This window comes from Streptococcus sp. HMSC072C09 (genome assembly GCF_001813105.1).
GTDB lineage: Bacteria > Bacillota > Bacilli > Lactobacillales > Streptococcaceae > Streptococcus.
In genome coordinates this window covers 293,263-311,654 of record NZ_KV811501.1, presented here as the reverse complement: position 1 = coordinate 311,654, position 18,392 = coordinate 293,263, and the positions used below count along the sequence as shown (strand labels likewise).

Here is an 18,392-nt window from a genome sequence, read left to right as displayed (position 1 = left end):
AAACATAGCAACTGCTTTGGGCAAGGAGTAGGACCATGCAAAAGAATCCCCTCTATAACACCTCTAGTATCAGCTTTTTTCAATACCTCTTTGCGATTGCAGTGATTTTGGTGCATAGTGGTCGCTTGACCTCCTATGAGCCACTGCATTTTGGTCTTAAGAGTATGCTCGGCCGGCTAGCGGTGCCATTTTTTATCGTCTGTGCCAGCTTTTTCCTCAAGCAATCCCTAGGGAATTCTCAGAAAATGAAGGCCTATCTGGTCAAAATCGTAAAAAACTATTTGTTTTGGAGTTTCGTTTACCTCCCTTATGCCTGGCTCTTTTTCTCTAGTCTCCATCTTCCTGTTTATCTCTTTCCAGCAGGAATCTTGATTGCTCTGGTCTACTTGGGAATGTGCTACCAACTCTGGTATATTCCTGCTTTTTTGCTGGGCTTGTTTTTGGTCAATCAATTGGTCAAACGCCTAGGTATGGTTTGGACGGGGTTGATCACCTTACTCCTATATTGCTGGGGCTTGATCGAGACCTATTCGGCTTATCTGGACACTACGAGTCTTCTTAAGGGTTACCAGCTCTACAGTAACCTATTTTTCACAGCGCGAAATGGTCTCTTTTACACGCCTATTTTTATCTATATGGGATACTATCTCTATGATCAATTTCATGCACAAACCTTTAAGGTTCACTGTTGGCAAAAGCTATCTCTCGCCTTTGGTTTGTTCTGTATAGAAGGTACCATCATTTTTCAACATGAAGGAATCGATAAGAACTTTTTCTTATTACTTCCTATTGTGACGGTCTATTTTGTCAATGCCTGCCTGCGATCGTCCTTTTTGAAAAGCTATGATTTGCAGTATTTGAAACAGATGAGCACGGCCCTTTACTTTTCCCATCCGATTTTTATCGAGTTGGCTCGTTACGGGTTTAGAACTCTCCCTCTTTCCTATCCGGATAAGGGCAAGCTGATTTTTGTGACCGCCCTGTTTGGCAGTCATCTCTTTGGGATGGGCATGCTATGGGTGCGAGATAGAAGGAAAAACAAAAGATTCCTTCAAATGGTGAGGAGTTAGATAAACTAACCAACCAATAGTAGGGTGTACAAAACTCAAGCAGATGTGTTTGAGTTTTTTTGTAATAAGAAAATCAAGGAGAGATAAGAATTGGTAGGTCTATTCCCTCGTTTATAGATGTTTTATTTTCTTGCCCTTGGATAAAAGAAAGGGGAAATCATTACCAGATAGTGACTTATAATATAGACATTATTGTAAAATGTGTCTATATAAAATAAATATTACAACTTTATTTTATAAAGAAGAGAATTTAGTAATTCTATATGATAAAATAGGAGTGAAAGCCTATTCGTCTAGGCTGACAATAAATAAAGGAGACACAAAATGAAGAAGATGAGTTCATTATGGAAAATCTTCCTTAAAAAAGGATTTGCCATTTTAACGATTCTCATGATGCTAGGTCAAATTGGGCAAGGAGCTATGACAGCTTTTGCTAATGAGCTAGCGGTCGGAGATAATGGGGCTCTGGATGTTACTCTCTTATATGGGGACAAGCAAGACCATTCAGACGGAATGTCCTATTATACAGGTGACACCATGTCTGGTTACATCCAGATTACCCCTAAGAATTTGACAACGGATATTAATGAGGTAACGGTTACCTTGAATGTCCCTGGGAAGTACCTACGAGAAGTTAGTATTCCTGACTTCAATAGTGCTTCAGAGCATGATAAACCAACGGTTACAAAAGTTGGAGATGATTATCAAGTCACACTTCACTTTAACAATTACCAAAAGTCAGAGGTCCTAACTCTGCCATTTATTGGAAAATTTAAAGTTGGTTATGCACCGACAAATTATTCATTGGATATTACGGGGACCCTGAACATCAATGGGCAAGAAACAAAGCTCAATGATATCATTTGGAAACCGAAATACAACGACTATCGCTTCACCAAGTACATCAACCAAAACTTGAACGAAGCCATGTCTAAGGACTATGCGGAAGCAATGCCAGGTATTGTCAAAGGTGCGGATGGTAAGAACTATATTGAAACACCAACTTCTGTCCCATTTGCCTTCCAATTGGACGGAATGCGTGGTCAATACGGTGGTCAATACCGTCAGTTAGAATCAGCAACGATCACTGATAAGTTACCAACCTATACAGATAAGAGTGGGAAGACTCGCACAGCTGTTCTTGATACAACCAAGTCTGAAGGCTGGGTAGACAATGGAGATGGTACAGTTACGAAGACTTTCAAGGCGGATGCAAACGACAATCCAGCAGCTTATCACCAAGAATTTATGACCAAAATCAAGGATACAAGTTACCTCTACTTGAAATTCCCTGATTTGGTCTTAGAAAAAGACCAAACCCTTAAGGACGTTCTTAGTAAGGATTTGACCAATACTGGTAGCATCGTAGGAATTCCTGCCAACCGTGGAGAGGGAGAACCAGATATTACTGCGGAAGATTCTCTTATTTTCCGTTTGACTTCACGTGACCTGGAAGGGGCTGGAAGCTTTGCTAAACAGGCGGATGGGGATGTTTATGACTCAACAGAATACAAGGCTGCTAATTATAAATGGCTCTTAAAATTTGCCAACAATACCCCTTCACCGCAGAAGAATTTCGTCTTTTATGATGAGACTGTGGACCCTCGCTTGAAGTTTACCAAGATCGGTTATAGTCGCCTGATGGAAGGAAACTATGGGATTGGGAAGCAAATCCATACCATTGTCAAACGAATTATCTTGACCATGGAAGATGGTAGCACCAAAGAAATCCAGTCAGAAGCAGATAAAGATGGAAACGGTCTAATTGATTTGACCAAGTATGGAACCGTTGTGGGCTGGCGGATGGAAATGAAGGATGATTTTGTCCTTCAATCTGGTCAGGGAATTTACCTCAATAGCTATACAAGCTTCAAGGATCCTGAAAAGACGCGTTACGATGAAAATGATGCGACCAAAAATGTCTACAAGAATACAGGCCGTGTGACTTATAAAACACAGTCAAACGTTGCCAAAGATCAGTCAGCAGATTGGAGCTTTAAGCTGATTCCTATGAAGGAAAGCTTTGAAATTGCAAAAACGACTGATTACAATGATGTTCGCTATACTGATGGACAAAATATTCGTTTTGGTTTGATGGCAACCAAAGTAGTTTTAGATCCTGATAAGGATTATGGAGACCTGCGAATCATTGATCTTTATGATCCAAATACCCTTAAAGTCGACTATAAAGATTTTGAGAGAAACCTTGCCTCTAATGAAAAAGGTATGAAATTCTTAAAGAGCTACGATGTCATTGAAAACTACCACAATTCTGGACGGACAGCTCTCATCATGCATTTGGATCAAAAAGAGTTTATTAAAGCTTCTCTTCAAGATCTTAATCGCGTGCGTCTACCATTTATCGTGGCCGATCTGAAAGGGAAAGACGATGGTGGGACCTTCACCAATAAAGTTTATGTCGCTGGAAATGGGATCCACGATCTTGAAAATGCCAACCCTGATCGGGTCACGGAAGATGTGTATGATCTGAACGGAAATGGTTCAACAACGGATAAAATTCCATATGCTCAATCAAACTATACGATTGTTGCTGCTGAAGGAATCTATGCACGCAAATATATCGCTAAAAATGATGACCTGTCAGACGCTTCGATTGTGACACGTACCTTCAAACCAGGTGAAACCTTTAACTACAAACTCACCATTAAAAATAATACGGATAAGGCAGTAGAAGACGGAGTCGTCTATGATGTCCTACCAAAAGTAAAAGACGTTAACACACTAGACGGATCTGGTCGGATGACAGAATACACGGTCAGCCTTCGTGGACCAGTGACAGCTCCAGAAGGATGGACGGTCTACTATACAACTGATACAGGCGTTACGACAGATACCATGGCGCAAGCTGCTGACAAGGATATCTGGACGACAGCTGTGACTGATTACAGTCAAGTAACAGGAATCAAGTTAGTTGCAAATGCTGGTACTACGATTCCTGCGCGTGGAGAAGCAAGCTTTGGTGTCCCAGTCGTAAATCCAAGTGAATTAACCGATGAAGTCAAGGCTTTGATGCAAAAACGTACCAAAGACAACGAAGACAACGGCGGTCGTTCTGGTCTTGTTCAAGCTCATAACCAGTTTGGTTACAAGGCGAAAGGTCACGAAGGAAATCGTGAGTCTAATACCGTAACTGCACAAATCTTCTCGGCTGCTTTCCACGTCAAGAAGGTGGACAAGGATGATCCTAAGAAAGTCCTTGAAGGTGCTGAATTTACCTTAACTGATGCAAATGGCGCGGTTGTTGCGACGGCCACTTCTGATAAAAAAGGGGAACTTGCCTTTAACACCTTAACAGAAGGAACCTATACGCTAAAAGAAACCAAAGCACCTGCAAACTACAAGTTGGATGAAACAGAACATGCCGTGGTTGTCACCTATGATGCGGACAAACAAATCTACCACGTCACGGTGGATGGAAAAGCGGTTGGATCAAAAGCAGTCCCAGTTGAGATCGCTAATGAAGCAGATATCAAGTATATCGATCTTGAAGCTTCAAAAGTTTGGGATGACCAAGACAACCAAGAAGGGCTTCGCCCAGAAAGTGTGGAATTCCAACTCTATAAGAATGGCAAAGCTCAAGGAAAACCAGTCACGGTTTCAGCCGCAACAGACTGGAAAGCTCACTTTACGAATCTTCCAGATAAAGACAGTGACGGCAAGCTCAATACCTACACTGTTAAAGAAGTGAAAGTTCCGACTCATTATACGGTCGATACAGAAGAAGCCAGCTTCACAGATGGGAAAGCCACCATCACCAACAAGCGCACTCCTGAGACCACGACGGTAACAGTCAAGAAAGTCTGGGATGATGCTCAAAACCAAGATGGTCTTCGCCCATCTACCATCAAAGTTCACCTCTTGGCAAATGGAACAGAGGTGCAAGCACTTGATCTGACTGGTGAAGGAGATGAATGGACCCATACCTTCACAGACTTACCTGTCTATAAAGATGGTCAAAAAGTTGTCTACACAGTGACTGAGGACAAAGTGGACAATTACACTACTAAGATTGATGGAACAACGATTACCAATACTTACAAACCAGGTAAGACGAGCCTCACTGTTACGAAAAACTGGAATGATGCTAACGATCAAGACGGTCTCCGTCCAAAATCCATCAAGGTTCAACTCTATGCCGGTGATGAAAAAGTTGGTAAGGCTGTTGAATTATCAGCAGATAATAAATGGACCCATACCTTCTCAAATCTAGACGAGAAGAAAGCTGGCCAAGTTATCAACTATACAGTCAAAGAAATTGATGTTCCAGAAGGCTACACACAAGCCGTCGAAGCAACCAATCCAGGTCAAGTAGTCGTGACCAATACGCACACTCCAGAAAAGACCAAAGTAGAAGTGAGCAAGAAATGGGAAGATGGAGACAACCAAGATGGTATCCGTCCAGCCAACATTCAAGTTCAATTGTACAAAGATGGTCTTCCAACAGACCAAGTATTAGAACTTTCAGCTGCGAATGACTGGAAAGGTGCATTTGAAAACCTTGATGTTAAGGCAGCTGGAAAAGCCATCACTTATACGGTGAAAGAAGTCACTGTTCCAGATGGTTACAAGGTGACGGTAAATGATAAGGACAAGGCTAATATCGTCTTGACCAATACGCATGAACCAGCTCTTACAGAGATGAAAGTTACGAAGAAATGGGAAGATGCCAACGACCAAGATGGTCTTCGTCCAAAATCGATCAAGGTTCAACTCTATGCTGGTGATGAAAAAGTAGGAGATCCAGTTGAATTGTCAGCGGACAATCAATGGACTCATACCTTTAGCAAATTAGCTGAAAAGAAAGCTGGTCAAGCTATCAGCTACCGTGTGGAAGAAGTAGCTGTTCCTGAAGGCTACCAAGTATCTGCTGATACCTCTGATGCTGCTCACACGATCTTGACTAATACCCATACGCCAGCGGTGATCGATATTCCAGTGACCAAGATCTGGAATGACCAAGACAATCAAGATGGTCTTCGTCCAGCAAGTATCGTGGTGAATCTTCTTGCCAATGGTGAAAAAGTTGCTCAAAAAGAACTCACGAATGCGACAGATTGGAAAGAAAGCTTCACAGGTCTACCAAAATTCAAGGATGGAAAAGAAATCGTCTATACTCTTCAAGAAGAGAAGGTAGCTGACTATACGACTACAATTGATCAGGCTGCTTATACCATTACCAACACCCATGCACCTGGTAAGACAAGCATCACGGTCACTAAGAAGTGGGATGATGAGAATGACAAGGATGGAATTCGTCCGAAGAGTATTCGCGTTCAACTCTATGCCAATGATCAAAAAGTCGGTCAAGAAGTAGAATTGTCAGCTGAAAACAAGTGGACCCATACCTTTGCAGATTTAGATGAAAAAGCAAATGGAAACACCATCACTTATACAGTGAGAGAAGTCAGTGTTCCAAAGGGCTATGAAGCTCGTAACGACGAGGATGGTAAAGGAAATGTTGTGATTACTAACAAGCATGTTCCAAAAGAAACTCCAAAACAACCAACTCCTCCAAGTTCATCTGAACCAAAGAAACCGGGTCAACCTGAACCTAAAAAACCAAGTCAACCAGAGCCGAAGAAACCAGGCAAGATCTTAGGATTCTTACCAAATACAGGTACGACCATCTCTATTATTAGCTTAGTTTTAGCCTTTGTCTTGGCAAGCATTGCAGCTTATATTTTGAAGAAAAAGAAAAAATAAGCTAGTGCTTCCTTTATAAAATGAAACAAACACCAGAAATGGTGTTTGTTCATATTAAAGACAAAGTCATCTTAGAAACTTTCCATAGGTGAGTGCGGACGTCAGCGAACTTCGAAGAAGTTCCATGACTAATTATTGAGCCTAAGGTCTCAATAATTCCGAGTGCTAGAAACATTATTGTTTCTAGCACTTTTCTCACAGAGGAAAGTTTCAGAAGATGGTCGAATAACACTAATAAATAAAACTTTAAAGAAGTTATTAGATTTATATAAAAGAACAGTTTTTCTCTGTTCACAACAAACACCAGAAATGGTGTTTGTTTTTTATAGTGGCCTCTTATAATTGTTTAGCGATCGTTCTCATGGGCGCTCGCTCTATTTTTCAATTCCCGAACGTTTTCAAGAAAACTTCAGAAAATTCTTGACTTCTGATGAAATAGGCGTATGATTAGTTGTGAACTGTTGAACAATCCTTTTCAAGAGAAACCCTGATGTCGGCTAAGGGATCTGTGAAAGGTGAAGCGGTTCAAATCAAAAATCTATAGAGCGTTGCGTCCGAAAGTCTAAACAGACACGGCTCTTTAAAAACAAAAGGAGAAGATTATGAAAACAGAACCGATTCATCGTACCAGTATGTGGAAATTTAAGTTAAGTGCTGCCACCATGACTTTGATTCCCGCTGCCGTGGGGATTAACTATGTTGCCAAAGCCTTGGCGGAGGGGTTAAAGTTGCCCGTTTGGCTGGGGTCTTTGGGAACCTTTCTTGCCAGCATGTTGGCTGGGCCGGTTGCCGGTGCCATCAGTGGTTTCATCAACAACGTGATCTATGGGCTGACCTTATCGCCAATTTCAACCGTGTATGCGATTACCAGCATCGGAATTGGGATTGCTGTCGGAGTTTTGCACGCCAATGGGTGGTTCTCGTCAGCGCGACGAGTATTTGTTTCTGCTATTATTATTGCCATCGTTTCAGCTGTCATTTCAACGCCACTCAACGTCATCTTTTGGGGTGGTCAGACCGGTATCGCTTGGGGTGACTCATTGTTTGCGGTAATGGTCGCCAATCATGCACCAGTGTGGCTGGCCTCATTTACCGATGAGTTTGTCTTGGATATTTTGGATAAAGTCTGCGTGGCCTACCTGGCATTCTTCATCTATCGTCAGTTGCCGAAGCGGATGGTGCACTTCTTTAGCGGTGATAAATGATGACTGATCAAACATTGATTTCTGGAGCGCCACGGGTCAAGCTCAAGTGGTACCAGGTGATCGATCCGATTACTAAGCTCTTGTTCATCTTGGACATGACGTTGTTGAGCTTTGCCAGTATGAATTTATTGCTTCAGGCCGGATTAATTCTTGTCGCAACACTGCTATTGTTATTTTCCAAATTGAGTTCTACCATCTTTAAGGCGCTGGGATTCAGCCTGTTTCTGATTTGCACCATGCTGATCATCCAAGGGTTATTTTACAGTCGGAATCAAACTGTGCTGTTTTCTGTGCTTGGGGTGTCGTTCTACAAAGAAGGCCTGATTTACGCCACCACACTGGGTTGTCGAGTATTGGTGATTATTTTGACCAGTGGCTTTTTTATGGTGACCACGAGTATTTCAGAAAACGCGGCCTATTTGGAACTGTCCGGATTGTCTTATAAAACCGTCTACGTTCTGATGTCGGTGTGTTATATTTTGCCGGAAATGATGCGCAATATGCGGAAAATCCAGCAGGCACAAAAAGTTCGCGGAACCAATCCGCAAAAAACGTTGATTCAGAAATTAAAGTCAGTCCTGCCGGTTCTAATTCCATTGGTGATTAAGACCTTGGATCAATCGATGGCGCGGTCGATTTCTCTCCAACTGAGAGGTTTTGATAATCCCAACCGGACTGTCAGAACCTCCCAGCGCGTGTATCGCCTGTCGCGGACGCTGCACATTGGTCTGACTGGATTGGCAATTTTATTGATTGGGTGGAAGATATGGACGAAGATAAACGGATTGTAATTGAAAATTTGACCACCCGTTATCCGGGTACTGAGCAACCACAACTGCGTCAAATTAACGCGGAGGTTCATACCGGCCAGGTGGTTGGGATTATCGGGAATAGCCACTCCGGCAAATCGACTTTGTGCCGTGTGCTGGCAGGAGTCATTCCCAAAATTGTGTCTGCTGAGATTGAGGGCGACTGGCACATGTTTGGCCAGCGAGTGTCCGACAATTGGCCGGTTTATAATGCCATGAATGGAGTTGTATTGCAAAATCCAGCTGGCCAACTAAGCGGGTTGGCAGACACGGTTGCCGATGAAATCGCCTTTGACTTGATTAATCAGGGAATGGCTGAAGGACTGATTCAAAAACGGGTTGAAGAAGTTGCCACGCAAATGGGGCTGATTGAACAGCTGAATTTGCGTCCCGAGAGCCTTTCCGGTGGTCAGATCCAGCGGTTGGCAATTGCCACGGCGATTGTGGCTAACCCGGCTGTTTTGATTATGGATGATCCGACCAGTCAGATGGATCCCCTTGGCCGCCGACAATTTTTCCAATGGCTGGCCCAAGTCAAAGAGACGACTGTCTTCATTGTCACCAGTGAAATTGACGATTTGTGCGAAGTCGCCGACGTTGTGTGGGTGCTGCACGAGGGTCAAATGGTAGCCCAGGGCAGGCCGGGTGAGGTGTTTAATCATTTGGCAGCTGACTGGCAGATTCCAGCCCCGACAATCCAGCAACTTGCTCAAAAAATGGATTGGCACTTGGCTGATGGCCGGTATCCGGTGAATGACGCTGAACTGAAGGAGGTTCGTTATGTCCACAATTGAACTGAAACACCTGACGTTCACTTATCCGGAACGGTCCTTTAGCTTGGATGTTGAAGACAAACACTTCGCCGATCCGATGGTGGCGATTGTCGGCCAAAATGGTGCCGGCAAATCAACGCTCTTCAAATTGTTGACGGGCTTGCTGACACCACAAACCGGTGTGATTAAGATCGATGGAGAAAATTTTAATGATCTTAAACCAGTCGAAAAGTTACTGAAGGTTGGGATTACTTTTCAGAATCCTGACGATCAGCTTTTCAACCCGACCGTTCAACGAGAGGTGGAGTGGAGTGTCGCGCAGGTCATGGATGACCACGACACGATTACGAGGCGGGCTTTAGCGGCTCTAAAAAGAGTTGGCTTGGATGATAAAACAGCTGAAAGTCCATATGACCTGTCATTGTCGGAACGCAAGCTGTTGAGCGTTGCCACAGTTTTGGCAGTGGATCCGGCGATTTATTTATTTGATGAGCCGATGATGTCGCTTGATTGGGAAAGCCGGCGCAAGTTGACCGCAATTTTCCATCAGTTGGCTGATTCGGGCCACCAAGTTGTGACCATCACCCATGACATGGATTGGGTCGCCGCCGAGTTTGAGTCGGTGTATGTTATGGAACACGGGAAGTTTGGCTTCGCCGGCAGTCCACGGGAATTATTCAGCGATCACGAACTTGTCCAGCGAGTGGGATTACTACCACCGCGGATTATGGACATAGCGAAGTCGCTGGGTGATTCACAGACATATTTATCGGTTAATGATTATTGCCAGAAAAATCGAGATGTATAGAAAAAGTCACCTCTGCGGGTTTTCCAGGTTGAAGGATTAACTTCAGCTTCTGGCAAGAACTCACATGGGTGACTTTTGTGTTTAATAACGTTTCATGATCATCGGGTGCTTCCTCAGATCACTCGGTTTGGTTTTACTTTATTTCATGGTCATAATCATATACCATTTCTTTTGGATCTTTTGTTTGACTAATACAAAATAGGTCTTCATAGGTCTTCGCATTTTTAGCGCCCATTAGGATCATCAGTATAATTTTCTGAATTAGGATACTGTCCCATCACTATTCGAACTTTGTCTCCCAACTTACGCTGTTCCCATTCATCCGTGAATCCTTTAAATCGCAATTCTGGAACTTTCTTTTTAACTGAATCATCTATTTTCGCCATAGTCCCCACCATTTTATTGGTTTTTCTTGATTTACTTTATCAACAGTCTCGTTGGTTGGTACCAATGGAGTAAGGCAGCTAAGAAGGGGTATTAGTGACAATTAATAAAATGCATGAGGTGGGCATGTTGCTCCGCCTCTTTTTGTGATATACTAGAGTAGTTTTTGAGACCTTGTGGAAAAACTCTCATTTCAAAGAAGTAAAAGGAGAAAACATGGACATCTTTTTGAGGAGTATATCGGGGATTCTCGTCATCCTAGGAATGATTTTAGTGGGCTTTGTCATAGGTGAAAAAGGTTGGTTTGACGACAAGTCACGTGGGCTGGTCGCTAAACTAGTTACTCAAGTCGCCCTACCCTGCTATATGCTCTACACCATCACGCAACGCTTCACGGTAGCAGATCTGCTTAAAATGTTGCCAGCCTTGCGGTTTCCTGCCCTGTCTATGGTTATTTTGCTTGGAGTAGCGACAGCCGTAGCCAAGATCTTTGCAGTGGGACAGGACCGTCGTGGCCTCTTTATTTCCATGTTTTTTAATTCCAATACCATCTTCGTGGGGCTTCCTATTAACCAAGCCCTCTTTGGAGATGCCAGCATTCCCTATGTTTTGATCTATTACATGTGTAATACGACCTTTTTCTGGACTTTGGGAACTTATCTCATTCAGCGAGATGGTGAGGGAGAAGCTCAGTTTGATCTCAAAACCAGTCTGAAAAAAGTCTTTTCTCCGCCCCTTATGGGCTTTCTCTTGGGACTAGTCTTGGTGATGCTACAGATCAAGTTGCCAGCTTTTCTAGCCAGTGATTTACAGTACCTGGGCAATTTAACAACCCCCTTATCCATGATATTCATCGGTTTGTCAGTGTCTCATGTAGGTGTGAAGCAGTTGGTTCTGGGAAAAGAGCAACTATTGATTCTACTAGGTCGCTTTCTGGTTGCCCCTCTCTTGATGGCCTCCATCGTCTACTGGGTGCCTCTTCCAAGTTTGATGAAGCAGGTCTTTATCATCCAGTCCGCTATGCCTGTGATGACCAATGCGCCAGTTGTTGCCAGACTCTATGGAGCTGATAGTGACTATGCAGCCGTCATGGTGACAGAAACGACCCTTGCAACCATGGTGGTGATTCCTATTCTCATGCTGTTGATGGCATAATAAATAGAAACTACAAAAGCTCAAGTTTTTTGAAAACCTGAGCTTTTCTTATATGAGAGCTAATAAAATTGTAATCACCAGAGCGATGCCCATCCGAATCAGGTGGTGGACTGGGTGGAAGTTTCCTTTGTGTTTTCCATTCCAATAGGCTCCGTAGCAAATCAAACCACATCCGATCAGCCAAAGGGCTAGAGAGACAATCGGTAAAAAGAAGTAGAGGGTGAGAGATAAGGTCGCAAGGCTACTTCCGATGAGGAGAAATGTATTTCCTAAAGTGTGATTTCCCTTTTTAAATTCTGAAAGGGAGGCCAATAAGTGAAGAAGAACAAAAGCAAGGGCAAAGAAGGCTGTAAAAAAGCCGAGAAGAATGGGGAAGAACATAGGGTTTCCTTTCTAAGATATGATTGCCTGAGTACTATTTTTTATGACTGATTTTATGAAGAATCATAAATGATACTACAAGATTTAAAATAATAACCAATAAGGTAAAAAGAGAGTAACCATAAAGTTTAATTGGAAATTCATTTTTGAGATTGCAAAGAGCAAACAAACTTGTTAAAATGCCCGTTAACAACCCAGGCACATATTTTCGAATAACGACTGTCTGAATCAGATGTCCGAACACATGGTAGATATAAGCGATTATGATGCTTGCGTAAATGCTATAGTTATTAAACTGGTAACTAAGATATAGCGACGTCATTAGGATGAGAAATTGTTCCAAGACAATAAAGTTGAAAGCAAAAGGAGTGTAATAAGTTAGGATTCGATTGTTTGGATACTGGATTGATATTTTTTTGACAAAGGATGGCATCCAAACGATTTCTTCGAGTTCGTGAAGCATGAAGAGTGATGGAAATAGAAAGTAAAATTGCACGCTGGTCATTGAAAATACTCCCTTCTAGTTCGAGCCCACTTTTAGAATCTCCAAATAAAATTGGATGACTTCTTGTTCGGTGTAGGACTTGCCTTTTTTCAACCACCAGCTGAGGGTTTCGATGAAATGGCTGACGACCAGGTGTTTGAGATAGGAGTGGGGAATGTTAGGGTACGATTGGATGAGTTCGTCGGCTACCATTGGGTAGACATCGTGTTCTAGTTCTTTTCGCAGTTGCCGGATGAAATAATCGTTTTTAGAGAGCAAGAGACTGGTCACATGATCTTGATTTTTCTTGAAATGCTGAAAGATATGAGCTAGATAGTCTTGTGGTGAGAGGTGTTCAGCACGCTCAAAGAGATGGTGAAAGAGCTTTTGACAGAGTTCATCTAGCAATAATTCCTTACTCTCGTAATGGCTGTAAAAGGTCGAGCGCCCAACATCAGCAAGGTCTATGATTTCCTGAACCGTGATAGCCTCGTAGTCTTTTTGATTGAGTAGTTGTAAAAAAGCATTATAGATGGCTTTTCGAGTCTTAGTAATACGACGATCCTGAGCAGTCATATGGACACTTTGAACAAACTGTTCAGTAACGGACACCCTAAACAGTTTGCTCCTATCCTTTCTGTTGTGAATGTTAGATAATGATAATGAACATGATGTTCATGAATCTATTATAACAAAGGAAATAGGATTATGAAGACAAAACATGCGGTCTGGATCGCTTTTTTCTTGAATTTGAGTTATGCCATTGTTGAGTTTATTGCAGGAGGGATTTTTGGATCCAGCGCTGTCCCTGCGGATTCGGTCCATGACTTGGGGGATGCGATCGCTATTGGGATCTCCGCCTTTTTGGAGAGCATTTCTAACCGTGAAGAAGACAGCCACTATACCTTGGGCTACAAGCGCTTTAGCCTTTTAGGGGCTATGGTAACGGCAGTGATTCTCATGACAGGGTCCGTTCTGGTTATTTTAGAAAATATAACGAAAATATTTCACCCACAACCTGTCAACGATGAGGGCATTCTCTGGCTTGGAATCATAGCCGTCAGCATCAATGTGCTAGCGAGTCTCGTCATTCGCAAGGGGCAAACCAAGAACGAATCCATTCTCAGCCTGCATTTTCTGGAAGATACTCTGGGCTGGGTGGCTGTCATCCTAATGGCCATTGTCCTCCGATTTACCGACTGGTATATTCTGGATCCGCTCTTATCTCTTGCCATTTCCATCTTTATTCTGTCAAAAGCCATTCCACGTTTTTGGAGCACGCTCAAGATTTTCTTGGATGCCGTGCCAGAAGGAGTAGATATCCAGCAAGTCAAGAGTGATTTGGAGCGGTTGGACCATGTCGCTAGTATCAATCAGCTCAATCTTTGGACCATGGATGGTTTGGAAAAAAACGCCATTGTCCATGTTTGTCTGGAGCATGTCAAGCATATGGAGGTCTGTAAAGAGTCTATCCGCACCTTGCTCAAAGAGAGTGGATTTCAAAATGTTACCATCGAAGTGGATGAAGACTTGGCGACCCACCGCGCCCACAAGCGAAATATCGAAGAACTGGAAGTGGATCAAGGTCATGGGCATGATCATCACCATCATTAATGACGAGTTGGTACGAGCAGAAGCCTAAGAAAAAGTGTATACTGTAGGTAAGTAAGCAATAGAAAGTAGGTTGTTCCTATGAAGAAAACAGTTTATACAAAAGCTGGGCAAGTGGGTCTAGTAGAAGTAGAACGTCCACGCATCGAAGCGCCAGATGATGTCATTCTCCGCATCGTTCGCACCTGTGTCTGTGGATCCGATCTCTGGAGCTACCGCAATCCGGATATTGAAGCAGGTCATCAAAATAGTGGCCACGAAGCTATTGGGATCGTGGAAGAAATCGGTGAGGCCATTACAACGGTTAAGCCAGGAGACTTTGTCATTGCGCCTTTCACCCATGGTTGTGGGGAGTGTGATGCCTGTCGTGCTGGCTATGATGGGACTTGTGACCGCCATATTGGCACCAACTGGTCTGACGGGGTGCAAGCAGAGTACATCCGTTTCCACTTTGCTAATTGGGCCCTTGTCAAGATTCCAGGTCAACCATCTGATTATACAGAAGCTATGCTCAAATCCTTCTTGACGCTGGCTGATGTCATGCCGACGGGCTACCATGCAGCGCGTGTAGCAGACGTGAAGCCTGGTGACAAAGTAGTGGTCATCGGGGACGGTGCCGTTGGTCAATGTGCAGTGATCGCAGCCAAAATGCGGGGAGCATCACAAATCGTCCTTATGAGCCGTCACCAAGACCGTCAACAGATGGCCTTGGAGTCAGGCGCGACAGCAGTTGTCGCTGAGCGTGGTGAAGAAGGCATTGCCAAGGTTCGTGAAATCCTCGGAGGTGGAGCAGATGCGGCCCTTGAATGTGTCGGTACCGCAGCAGCTGTCGATCAAGCCCTTGGGGTTCTTCACAATGGAGGACGTTTAGGTTTTGTCGGCGTGCCTCATTACAATAATCGTGCCCTTGGTTCGACCTTTGCTCAAAATATCTCAGTGGCAGGTGGAGCAGCCTCAGTTACTACTTATGATAAACAAGTTTTGTTAAAAGCGGTTCTTAATGGCGATATCAATCCAGGACGTGTCTTTACCCATAGCTATAGCTTGGATGAGATTGATCAAGCCTATAAAGACATGGATGAACGCAAGACTATTAAGGCTATGATTGTACTTGACTAAAAAAATTCTAGTAGAGGATGTCTACTAGAATTTTTTGTAGTGAAATAAAATCTTATTTCAAATCCGACATGACTTGTTTCTTGGTGAAGGTGCGCTCTTGTTTGTTGGCTAGGGCCTTGATGCGCGCATCAAGGAGAATGGCACGGCCTTCCGCACTTCGGGTATAGACGAGGTCATACTTACCCAGGCTCTTTCGGATTTGCTCCACAAAGGCTTGGGCATCCTCTTTCCGTTTGTCAAAGAGGCTTGGTACAGCGAAATATTCTGTCTGATCGGATACTTTTTCCTGTGCTTTCAAGATATAGCGCTGATTTTCAATCGGCGCGAAAAACTCGATCATGGTTTGCGAGAAGAGTTCCTTCTCCCGCATGGTTCCGCCCTTCAAATAGATCAGCGTATTGATGGCATCCTTTCTGTCTCGTAGGACTTGGATGCGGGTTTCTTGAGTCTGGATCTGACCTGAAAGGAGCAGGGCTTGGTGGATAGCCTGACCAAAGACTTCTAGCCGTTTATAAGGGCTCTTATAAAGATAGTAGCGGAGCCAGGCAAGGAGTGCGAGAACAGCTAGGAAGAATAGAAGAATAAGAGACCCTTTATTCCATCCTCCTCTATGTGAATAGTAAATAAAGTTGGCGAAAGCATCGGTCAAAGTGGCGGCCGTTAGCCAACGAGCTAGCTTCCTGGCGTCAAAAAATAGGGCTAGGGGCAGGAAGTGTTTATCCACTTGAACCTCATTTACAATCTCCATATTCTCCAGAATCGGCAGGGCTTTTTGCCAGCCGTCTCGGAGCTCTTGGCGGTGAGTGGAGCGCTCTAAGGTCTCTTCATTGAGTTTTTGCAACTGTTTTTTGGTATAGCGGATATTGTCAAAGGCTAGACGTTCAATGCCAGATTCGATGAAGGGCTCCTTGTAATGGAGACCTAAAAATTGCTTCATCCGTCTTTCTAAGAGCTCCAGATCAGGACTGTATTCTTTCAACTGATCAGTGATGGCTTCGATTTCTTCCTTTTCAAGATCGGACTTTTCATACCATTTCTTTAGGGAAAGATTGATGGAGACTAGATGCCAGATGTTACTGGTCTTGTCTGGATCCTCAGGCCACACTCGGATGGCACGACCTCGCATTTGGTTGCTGAGCATAAAACTGCCGACAAAGCTCGCTAGGATCAGAGAGTTGACGCAAGGAGCATCCCAGCCTTCCCCTAGAAGAGACTTGGTTCCAATGACAACCTGAATGAGCCCTTCTTGAAAGAGCTGGGTCACGGCTGTCACCAAATCATGTTGAGAACCAACCAAGCGAACCTTGAGAAAGTCATCAGGAGATAATTGGCCGACACTTTGGTAAGTTAGTCTGTCCGCTCCAAGAAGCACTTCTAATCTTGGCTTAGCGATCGTCGGGATGATGACGATGCTACCGGTCAAGACAGCGATGGCAGGAGGAGTTGCTTGCTCTAAGCTTTCCCTGCGAATGGATTCGAAATAAGAGAGTACTCCCAATTGAGTAAATTGGGCGTCCTTATCCCCGAGATGAACTTCAAAATCTTGGCGGATATAGTCTGTTAAGACCAGTTGGCGCAGTCGGTTTCCAAGAGCTTGGTATTCCGCCTTGAAAATCTCTCGAACCACATTGAGTTTTCCGAGGGATTGGTTGAGCAGTAGGTCTTGTTTTTTGTTGCGGATTAGTTTAACTTGTTTTCGATCGATCAAGCTGGCTGCTTTTAGTTCATGGAGGACTTGCTTCTCGTATTCCTCTGGTAGATTGTACCAGTGAGGCACCTGAAAGAGCAGACCTTGCAGGAGAATTTCAAGCCAGTCCATGGTGAAAGCAGGTAGTTTCTTGGCTCCTAAAAGCTCCTGGAAACGTTTGGGAAAGGCGATTCCCTTGCTTCGAAGAAAGATCAGGGTAGCAGAGAGATACTTGGGATCATTGAGCAATTCATCATCGCTGATCTGACCCGATAAGGCTTGGCAGTTTTGGAGGTATTGGCAAAAGAGGGGATCGGAAGTCAGTTGCTGCAAGAAAGCATTCTTTTGTTGGCTAAAGGCGTCCAACTGCTCTTGCTCTTCCTTGGTTGGAAAGGCGAAGTAAACATAGTCCTGGTGGGGACAAAGGGTCTCTTCCTTGACCAATTCGGGTACCGTAATTTCCTCATCGATCTCACCACACATGCGGATATAGCGATCCCAAAGGGCAGGATCCCCTTCATAGGGTGGGGTGGCGGTAAGAGAGATCATCTTTAAGTCAGGGAAGGCTTGACGAAAGGCTTCCAAACTCTTCCACCATTCATTGCGCAGGTGGTGACACTCATCTAAACAAAGAGTCCCAAGTGAGATGGCTTTGAAAGTAGTAAAGATATCAAAACCTTTGAAATCAAATGTTTCAATCTCTGCCTGGTCATCGGTATCCTCAGCTTGTGATTGACCGACGACTTGGTTCATAGCGCTGTGTAGGGCCTGATAGGTAGCCACTGTAATCAGCTTAGGATGTTTTAAGTCTTGTGAAATCAGTTGTTCCGCTTGGCTTTCATCACTCAGGAATGCCTGGATAATCCGCTCCACCCATTGTTGACGAATGGTGACTGTAGGAGCTAAAATCAGGGTTGGCTGGCCAAAGCGTCTGATAAATTCGATTCCCAGGGTTGTTTTTCCAGAGCCGGGAGCTGCTACCAAATGCAGGTGGCCATCCGCCATAAAAGCGTCACTCTTATTGAGAACGCGTTTTTGATAGTGTCTCCATTGGCCTGTAAAGGCTAGTTCTTGTAACATTGGTTTCCTCCCTTGTACTGTCCCCATTATATCATAGCGGAGGACAAGAATCTTTTGTTAGAATCTGAAGAGTTCTACTTTCAAATGAAAATAGCAAAGGGG

14 protein-coding genes are annotated in these 18,392 nt (G+C 43.9%); 9 read left to right on the top strand and 5 right to left on the bottom strand.

Annotated elements, in window-relative coordinates; translation table 11 throughout:
• The first annotated feature begins 35 nt into the window (after window positions 1-35).
• The 6 genes from HMPREF2893_RS07170 to HMPREF2893_RS07145 all read left to right on the top strand — a co-directional run bounded on the left by HMPREF2893_RS07170 (window position 36) and on the right by HMPREF2893_RS07145 (window position 10,389).
• On the top strand, window positions 36-1,070 hold the full coding sequence (locus HMPREF2893_RS07170) for an acyltransferase family protein (RefSeq protein ID WP_070675329.1): 1,035 nt from the start codon (window positions 36-38) through the stop codon (window positions 1,068-1,070).
• 324 nt (window positions 1,071-1,394) lie between these two features.
• The gene (locus HMPREF2893_RS07165; protein WP_070675326.1) at window positions 1,395-6,794 is read left to right on the top strand and encodes a Cna B-type domain-containing protein; all 5,400 of its coding nucleotides are present in this window, start codon (window positions 1,395-1,397) and stop codon (window positions 6,792-6,794) included.
• 602 nt (window positions 6,795-7,396) lie between these two features.
• Window positions 7,397-7,999 carry a hypothetical protein gene (locus HMPREF2893_RS07160; protein ID WP_021153833.1) on the top strand — a complete coding sequence of 201 codons (603 nt, stop codon included), beginning with the start codon at window positions 7,397-7,399 and terminating at the stop codon, window positions 7,997-7,999.
• The gene (locus tag HMPREF2893_RS07155; RefSeq protein ID WP_171963570.1) at window positions 7,999-8,790 is read left to right on the top strand and encodes an energy-coupling factor transporter transmembrane component T; all 792 of its coding nucleotides are present in this window, start codon (window positions 7,999-8,001) and stop codon (window positions 8,788-8,790) included. The genes HMPREF2893_RS07160 and HMPREF2893_RS07155 overlap by 1 nt, the downstream gene beginning before the upstream one ends.
• Window positions 8,766-9,602, top strand: a complete 837-nt coding sequence (locus HMPREF2893_RS07150; RefSeq protein ID WP_049490421.1) for an ABC transporter ATP-binding protein — start codon at window positions 8,766-8,768, stop codon at window positions 9,600-9,602. Before HMPREF2893_RS07155 ends, HMPREF2893_RS07150 begins: the two co-directional genes overlap by 25 nt.
• Window positions 9,589-10,389, top strand: coding sequence for an energy-coupling factor ABC transporter ATP-binding protein (locus tag HMPREF2893_RS07145; protein WP_049497944.1), 801 nt, complete (start codon window positions 9,589-9,591; stop codon window positions 10,387-10,389). The genes HMPREF2893_RS07150 and HMPREF2893_RS07145 overlap by 14 nt, the downstream gene beginning before the upstream one ends.
• A 224-nt stretch (window positions 10,390-10,613) precedes the next feature.
• Here HMPREF2893_RS07145 and HMPREF2893_RS10920 read toward each other — a convergent pair whose 3' ends face one another.
• Window positions 10,614-10,775, bottom strand: coding sequence for a hypothetical protein (locus HMPREF2893_RS10920; RefSeq protein ID WP_186822246.1), 162 nt, complete (start codon window positions 10,773-10,775; stop codon window positions 10,614-10,616).
• Window positions 10,776-10,989: 214 nt separating this feature from the next.
• Here HMPREF2893_RS10920 and HMPREF2893_RS07140 point away from each other — a divergent pair, with 214 nt between their 5' ends.
• On the top strand, window positions 10,990-11,928 hold the full coding sequence (locus HMPREF2893_RS07140; RefSeq protein WP_070675323.1) for an AEC family transporter: 939 nt from the start codon (window positions 10,990-10,992) through the stop codon (window positions 11,926-11,928).
• Between the two features lie 48 nt (window positions 11,929-11,976).
• On the opposite strand, the gene HMPREF2893_RS07135 is transcribed toward HMPREF2893_RS07140, so the two are convergent.
• The 3 genes from HMPREF2893_RS07135 to HMPREF2893_RS07125 are packed head-to-tail and all read right to left on the bottom strand — an operon-like array spanning window position 11,977 to window position 13,369.
• Window positions 11,977-12,309 carry a glucuronide permease gene (locus HMPREF2893_RS07135; RefSeq protein WP_070675320.1) on the bottom strand — a complete coding sequence of 111 codons (333 nt, stop codon included), beginning with the start codon at window positions 12,307-12,309 and terminating at the stop codon, window positions 11,977-11,979.
• A gap of 34 nt (window positions 12,310-12,343) precedes the next feature.
• Complete coding sequence (locus tag HMPREF2893_RS07130) at window positions 12,344-12,814, bottom strand: HXXEE domain-containing protein (RefSeq protein WP_049497947.1); 471 nt, start codon at window positions 12,812-12,814, stop codon at window positions 12,344-12,346.
• A gap of 15 nt (window positions 12,815-12,829) precedes the next feature.
• Window positions 12,830-13,369, bottom strand: a complete 540-nt coding sequence (locus tag HMPREF2893_RS07125) for a TetR/AcrR family transcriptional regulator (RefSeq protein ID WP_049497948.1) — start codon at window positions 13,367-13,369, stop codon at window positions 12,830-12,832.
• A 132-nt stretch (window positions 13,370-13,501) separates the two neighbouring features.
• Between HMPREF2893_RS07125 and HMPREF2893_RS07120 the strand changes: the two genes are divergently transcribed.
• The gene (locus HMPREF2893_RS07120) at window positions 13,502-14,407 is read left to right on the top strand and encodes a cation diffusion facilitator family transporter (RefSeq protein WP_070675317.1); all 906 of its coding nucleotides are present in this window, start codon (window positions 13,502-13,504) and stop codon (window positions 14,405-14,407) included.
• 78 nt (window positions 14,408-14,485) lie between these two features.
• The gene (locus HMPREF2893_RS07115) at window positions 14,486-15,523 is read left to right on the top strand and encodes a zinc-binding dehydrogenase (protein ID WP_070675314.1); all 1,038 of its coding nucleotides are present in this window, start codon (window positions 14,486-14,488) and stop codon (window positions 15,521-15,523) included.
• Window positions 15,524-15,575: 52 nt separating this feature from the next.
• Here the strand turns inward: HMPREF2893_RS07115 and HMPREF2893_RS07110 are convergent, their stop codons facing one another.
• Entirely contained in the window at window positions 15,576-18,290 is a 2,715-nt protein-coding gene (locus tag HMPREF2893_RS07110) for a DEAD/DEAH box helicase family protein (protein WP_070675311.1), read from the bottom strand.
• Between the last annotated feature and the right edge of the window lie 102 nt (window positions 18,291-18,392).

Coding starts and splice junctions, on each gene's coding strand:
- HMPREF2893_RS07165 (WP_070675326.1), top strand. CDS start 1,395: ATGAAGAAGATGAGTTCATTATGGAAAATCTTCCTTAAAAAAGGATTT.
- HMPREF2893_RS07115 (WP_070675314.1), top strand. CDS start 14,486: ATGAAGAAAACAGTTTATACAAAAGCTGGGCAAGTGGGTCTAGTAGAA.
- HMPREF2893_RS07155 (WP_171963570.1), top strand. CDS start 7,999: ATGACTGATCAAACATTGATTTCTGGAGCGCCACGGGTCAAGCTCAAG.
- HMPREF2893_RS07170 (WP_070675329.1), top strand. CDS start 36: ATGCAAAAGAATCCCCTCTATAACACCTCTAGTATCAGCTTTTTTCAA.
- HMPREF2893_RS07140 (WP_070675323.1), top strand. CDS start 10,990: ATGGACATCTTTTTGAGGAGTATATCGGGGATTCTCGTCATCCTAGGA.
- HMPREF2893_RS07160 (WP_021153833.1), top strand. CDS start 7,397: ATGAAAACAGAACCGATTCATCGTACCAGTATGTGGAAATTTAAGTTA.
- HMPREF2893_RS07145 (WP_049497944.1), top strand. CDS start 9,589: ATGTCCACAATTGAACTGAAACACCTGACGTTCACTTATCCGGAACGG.
- HMPREF2893_RS07110 (WP_070675311.1), bottom strand. CDS start 18,290: ATGTTACAAGAACTAGCCTTTACAGGCCAATGGAGACACTATCAAAAA.
- HMPREF2893_RS07130 (WP_049497947.1), bottom strand. CDS start 12,814: ATGACCAGCGTGCAATTTTACTTTCTATTTCCATCACTCTTCATGCTT.
- HMPREF2893_RS07135 (WP_070675320.1), bottom strand. CDS start 12,309: ATGTTCTTCCCCATTCTTCTCGGCTTTTTTACAGCCTTCTTTGCCCTT.
- HMPREF2893_RS10920 (WP_186822246.1), bottom strand. CDS start 10,775: ATGGCGAAAATAGATGATTCAGTTAAAAAGAAAGTTCCAGAATTGCGA.
- HMPREF2893_RS07150 (WP_049490421.1), top strand. CDS start 8,766: ATGGACGAAGATAAACGGATTGTAATTGAAAATTTGACCACCCGTTAT.
- HMPREF2893_RS07125 (WP_049497948.1), bottom strand. CDS start 13,369: ATGACTGCTCAGGATCGTCGTATTACTAAGACTCGAAAAGCCATCTAT.
- HMPREF2893_RS07120 (WP_070675317.1), top strand. CDS start 13,502: ATGAAGACAAAACATGCGGTCTGGATCGCTTTTTTCTTGAATTTGAGT.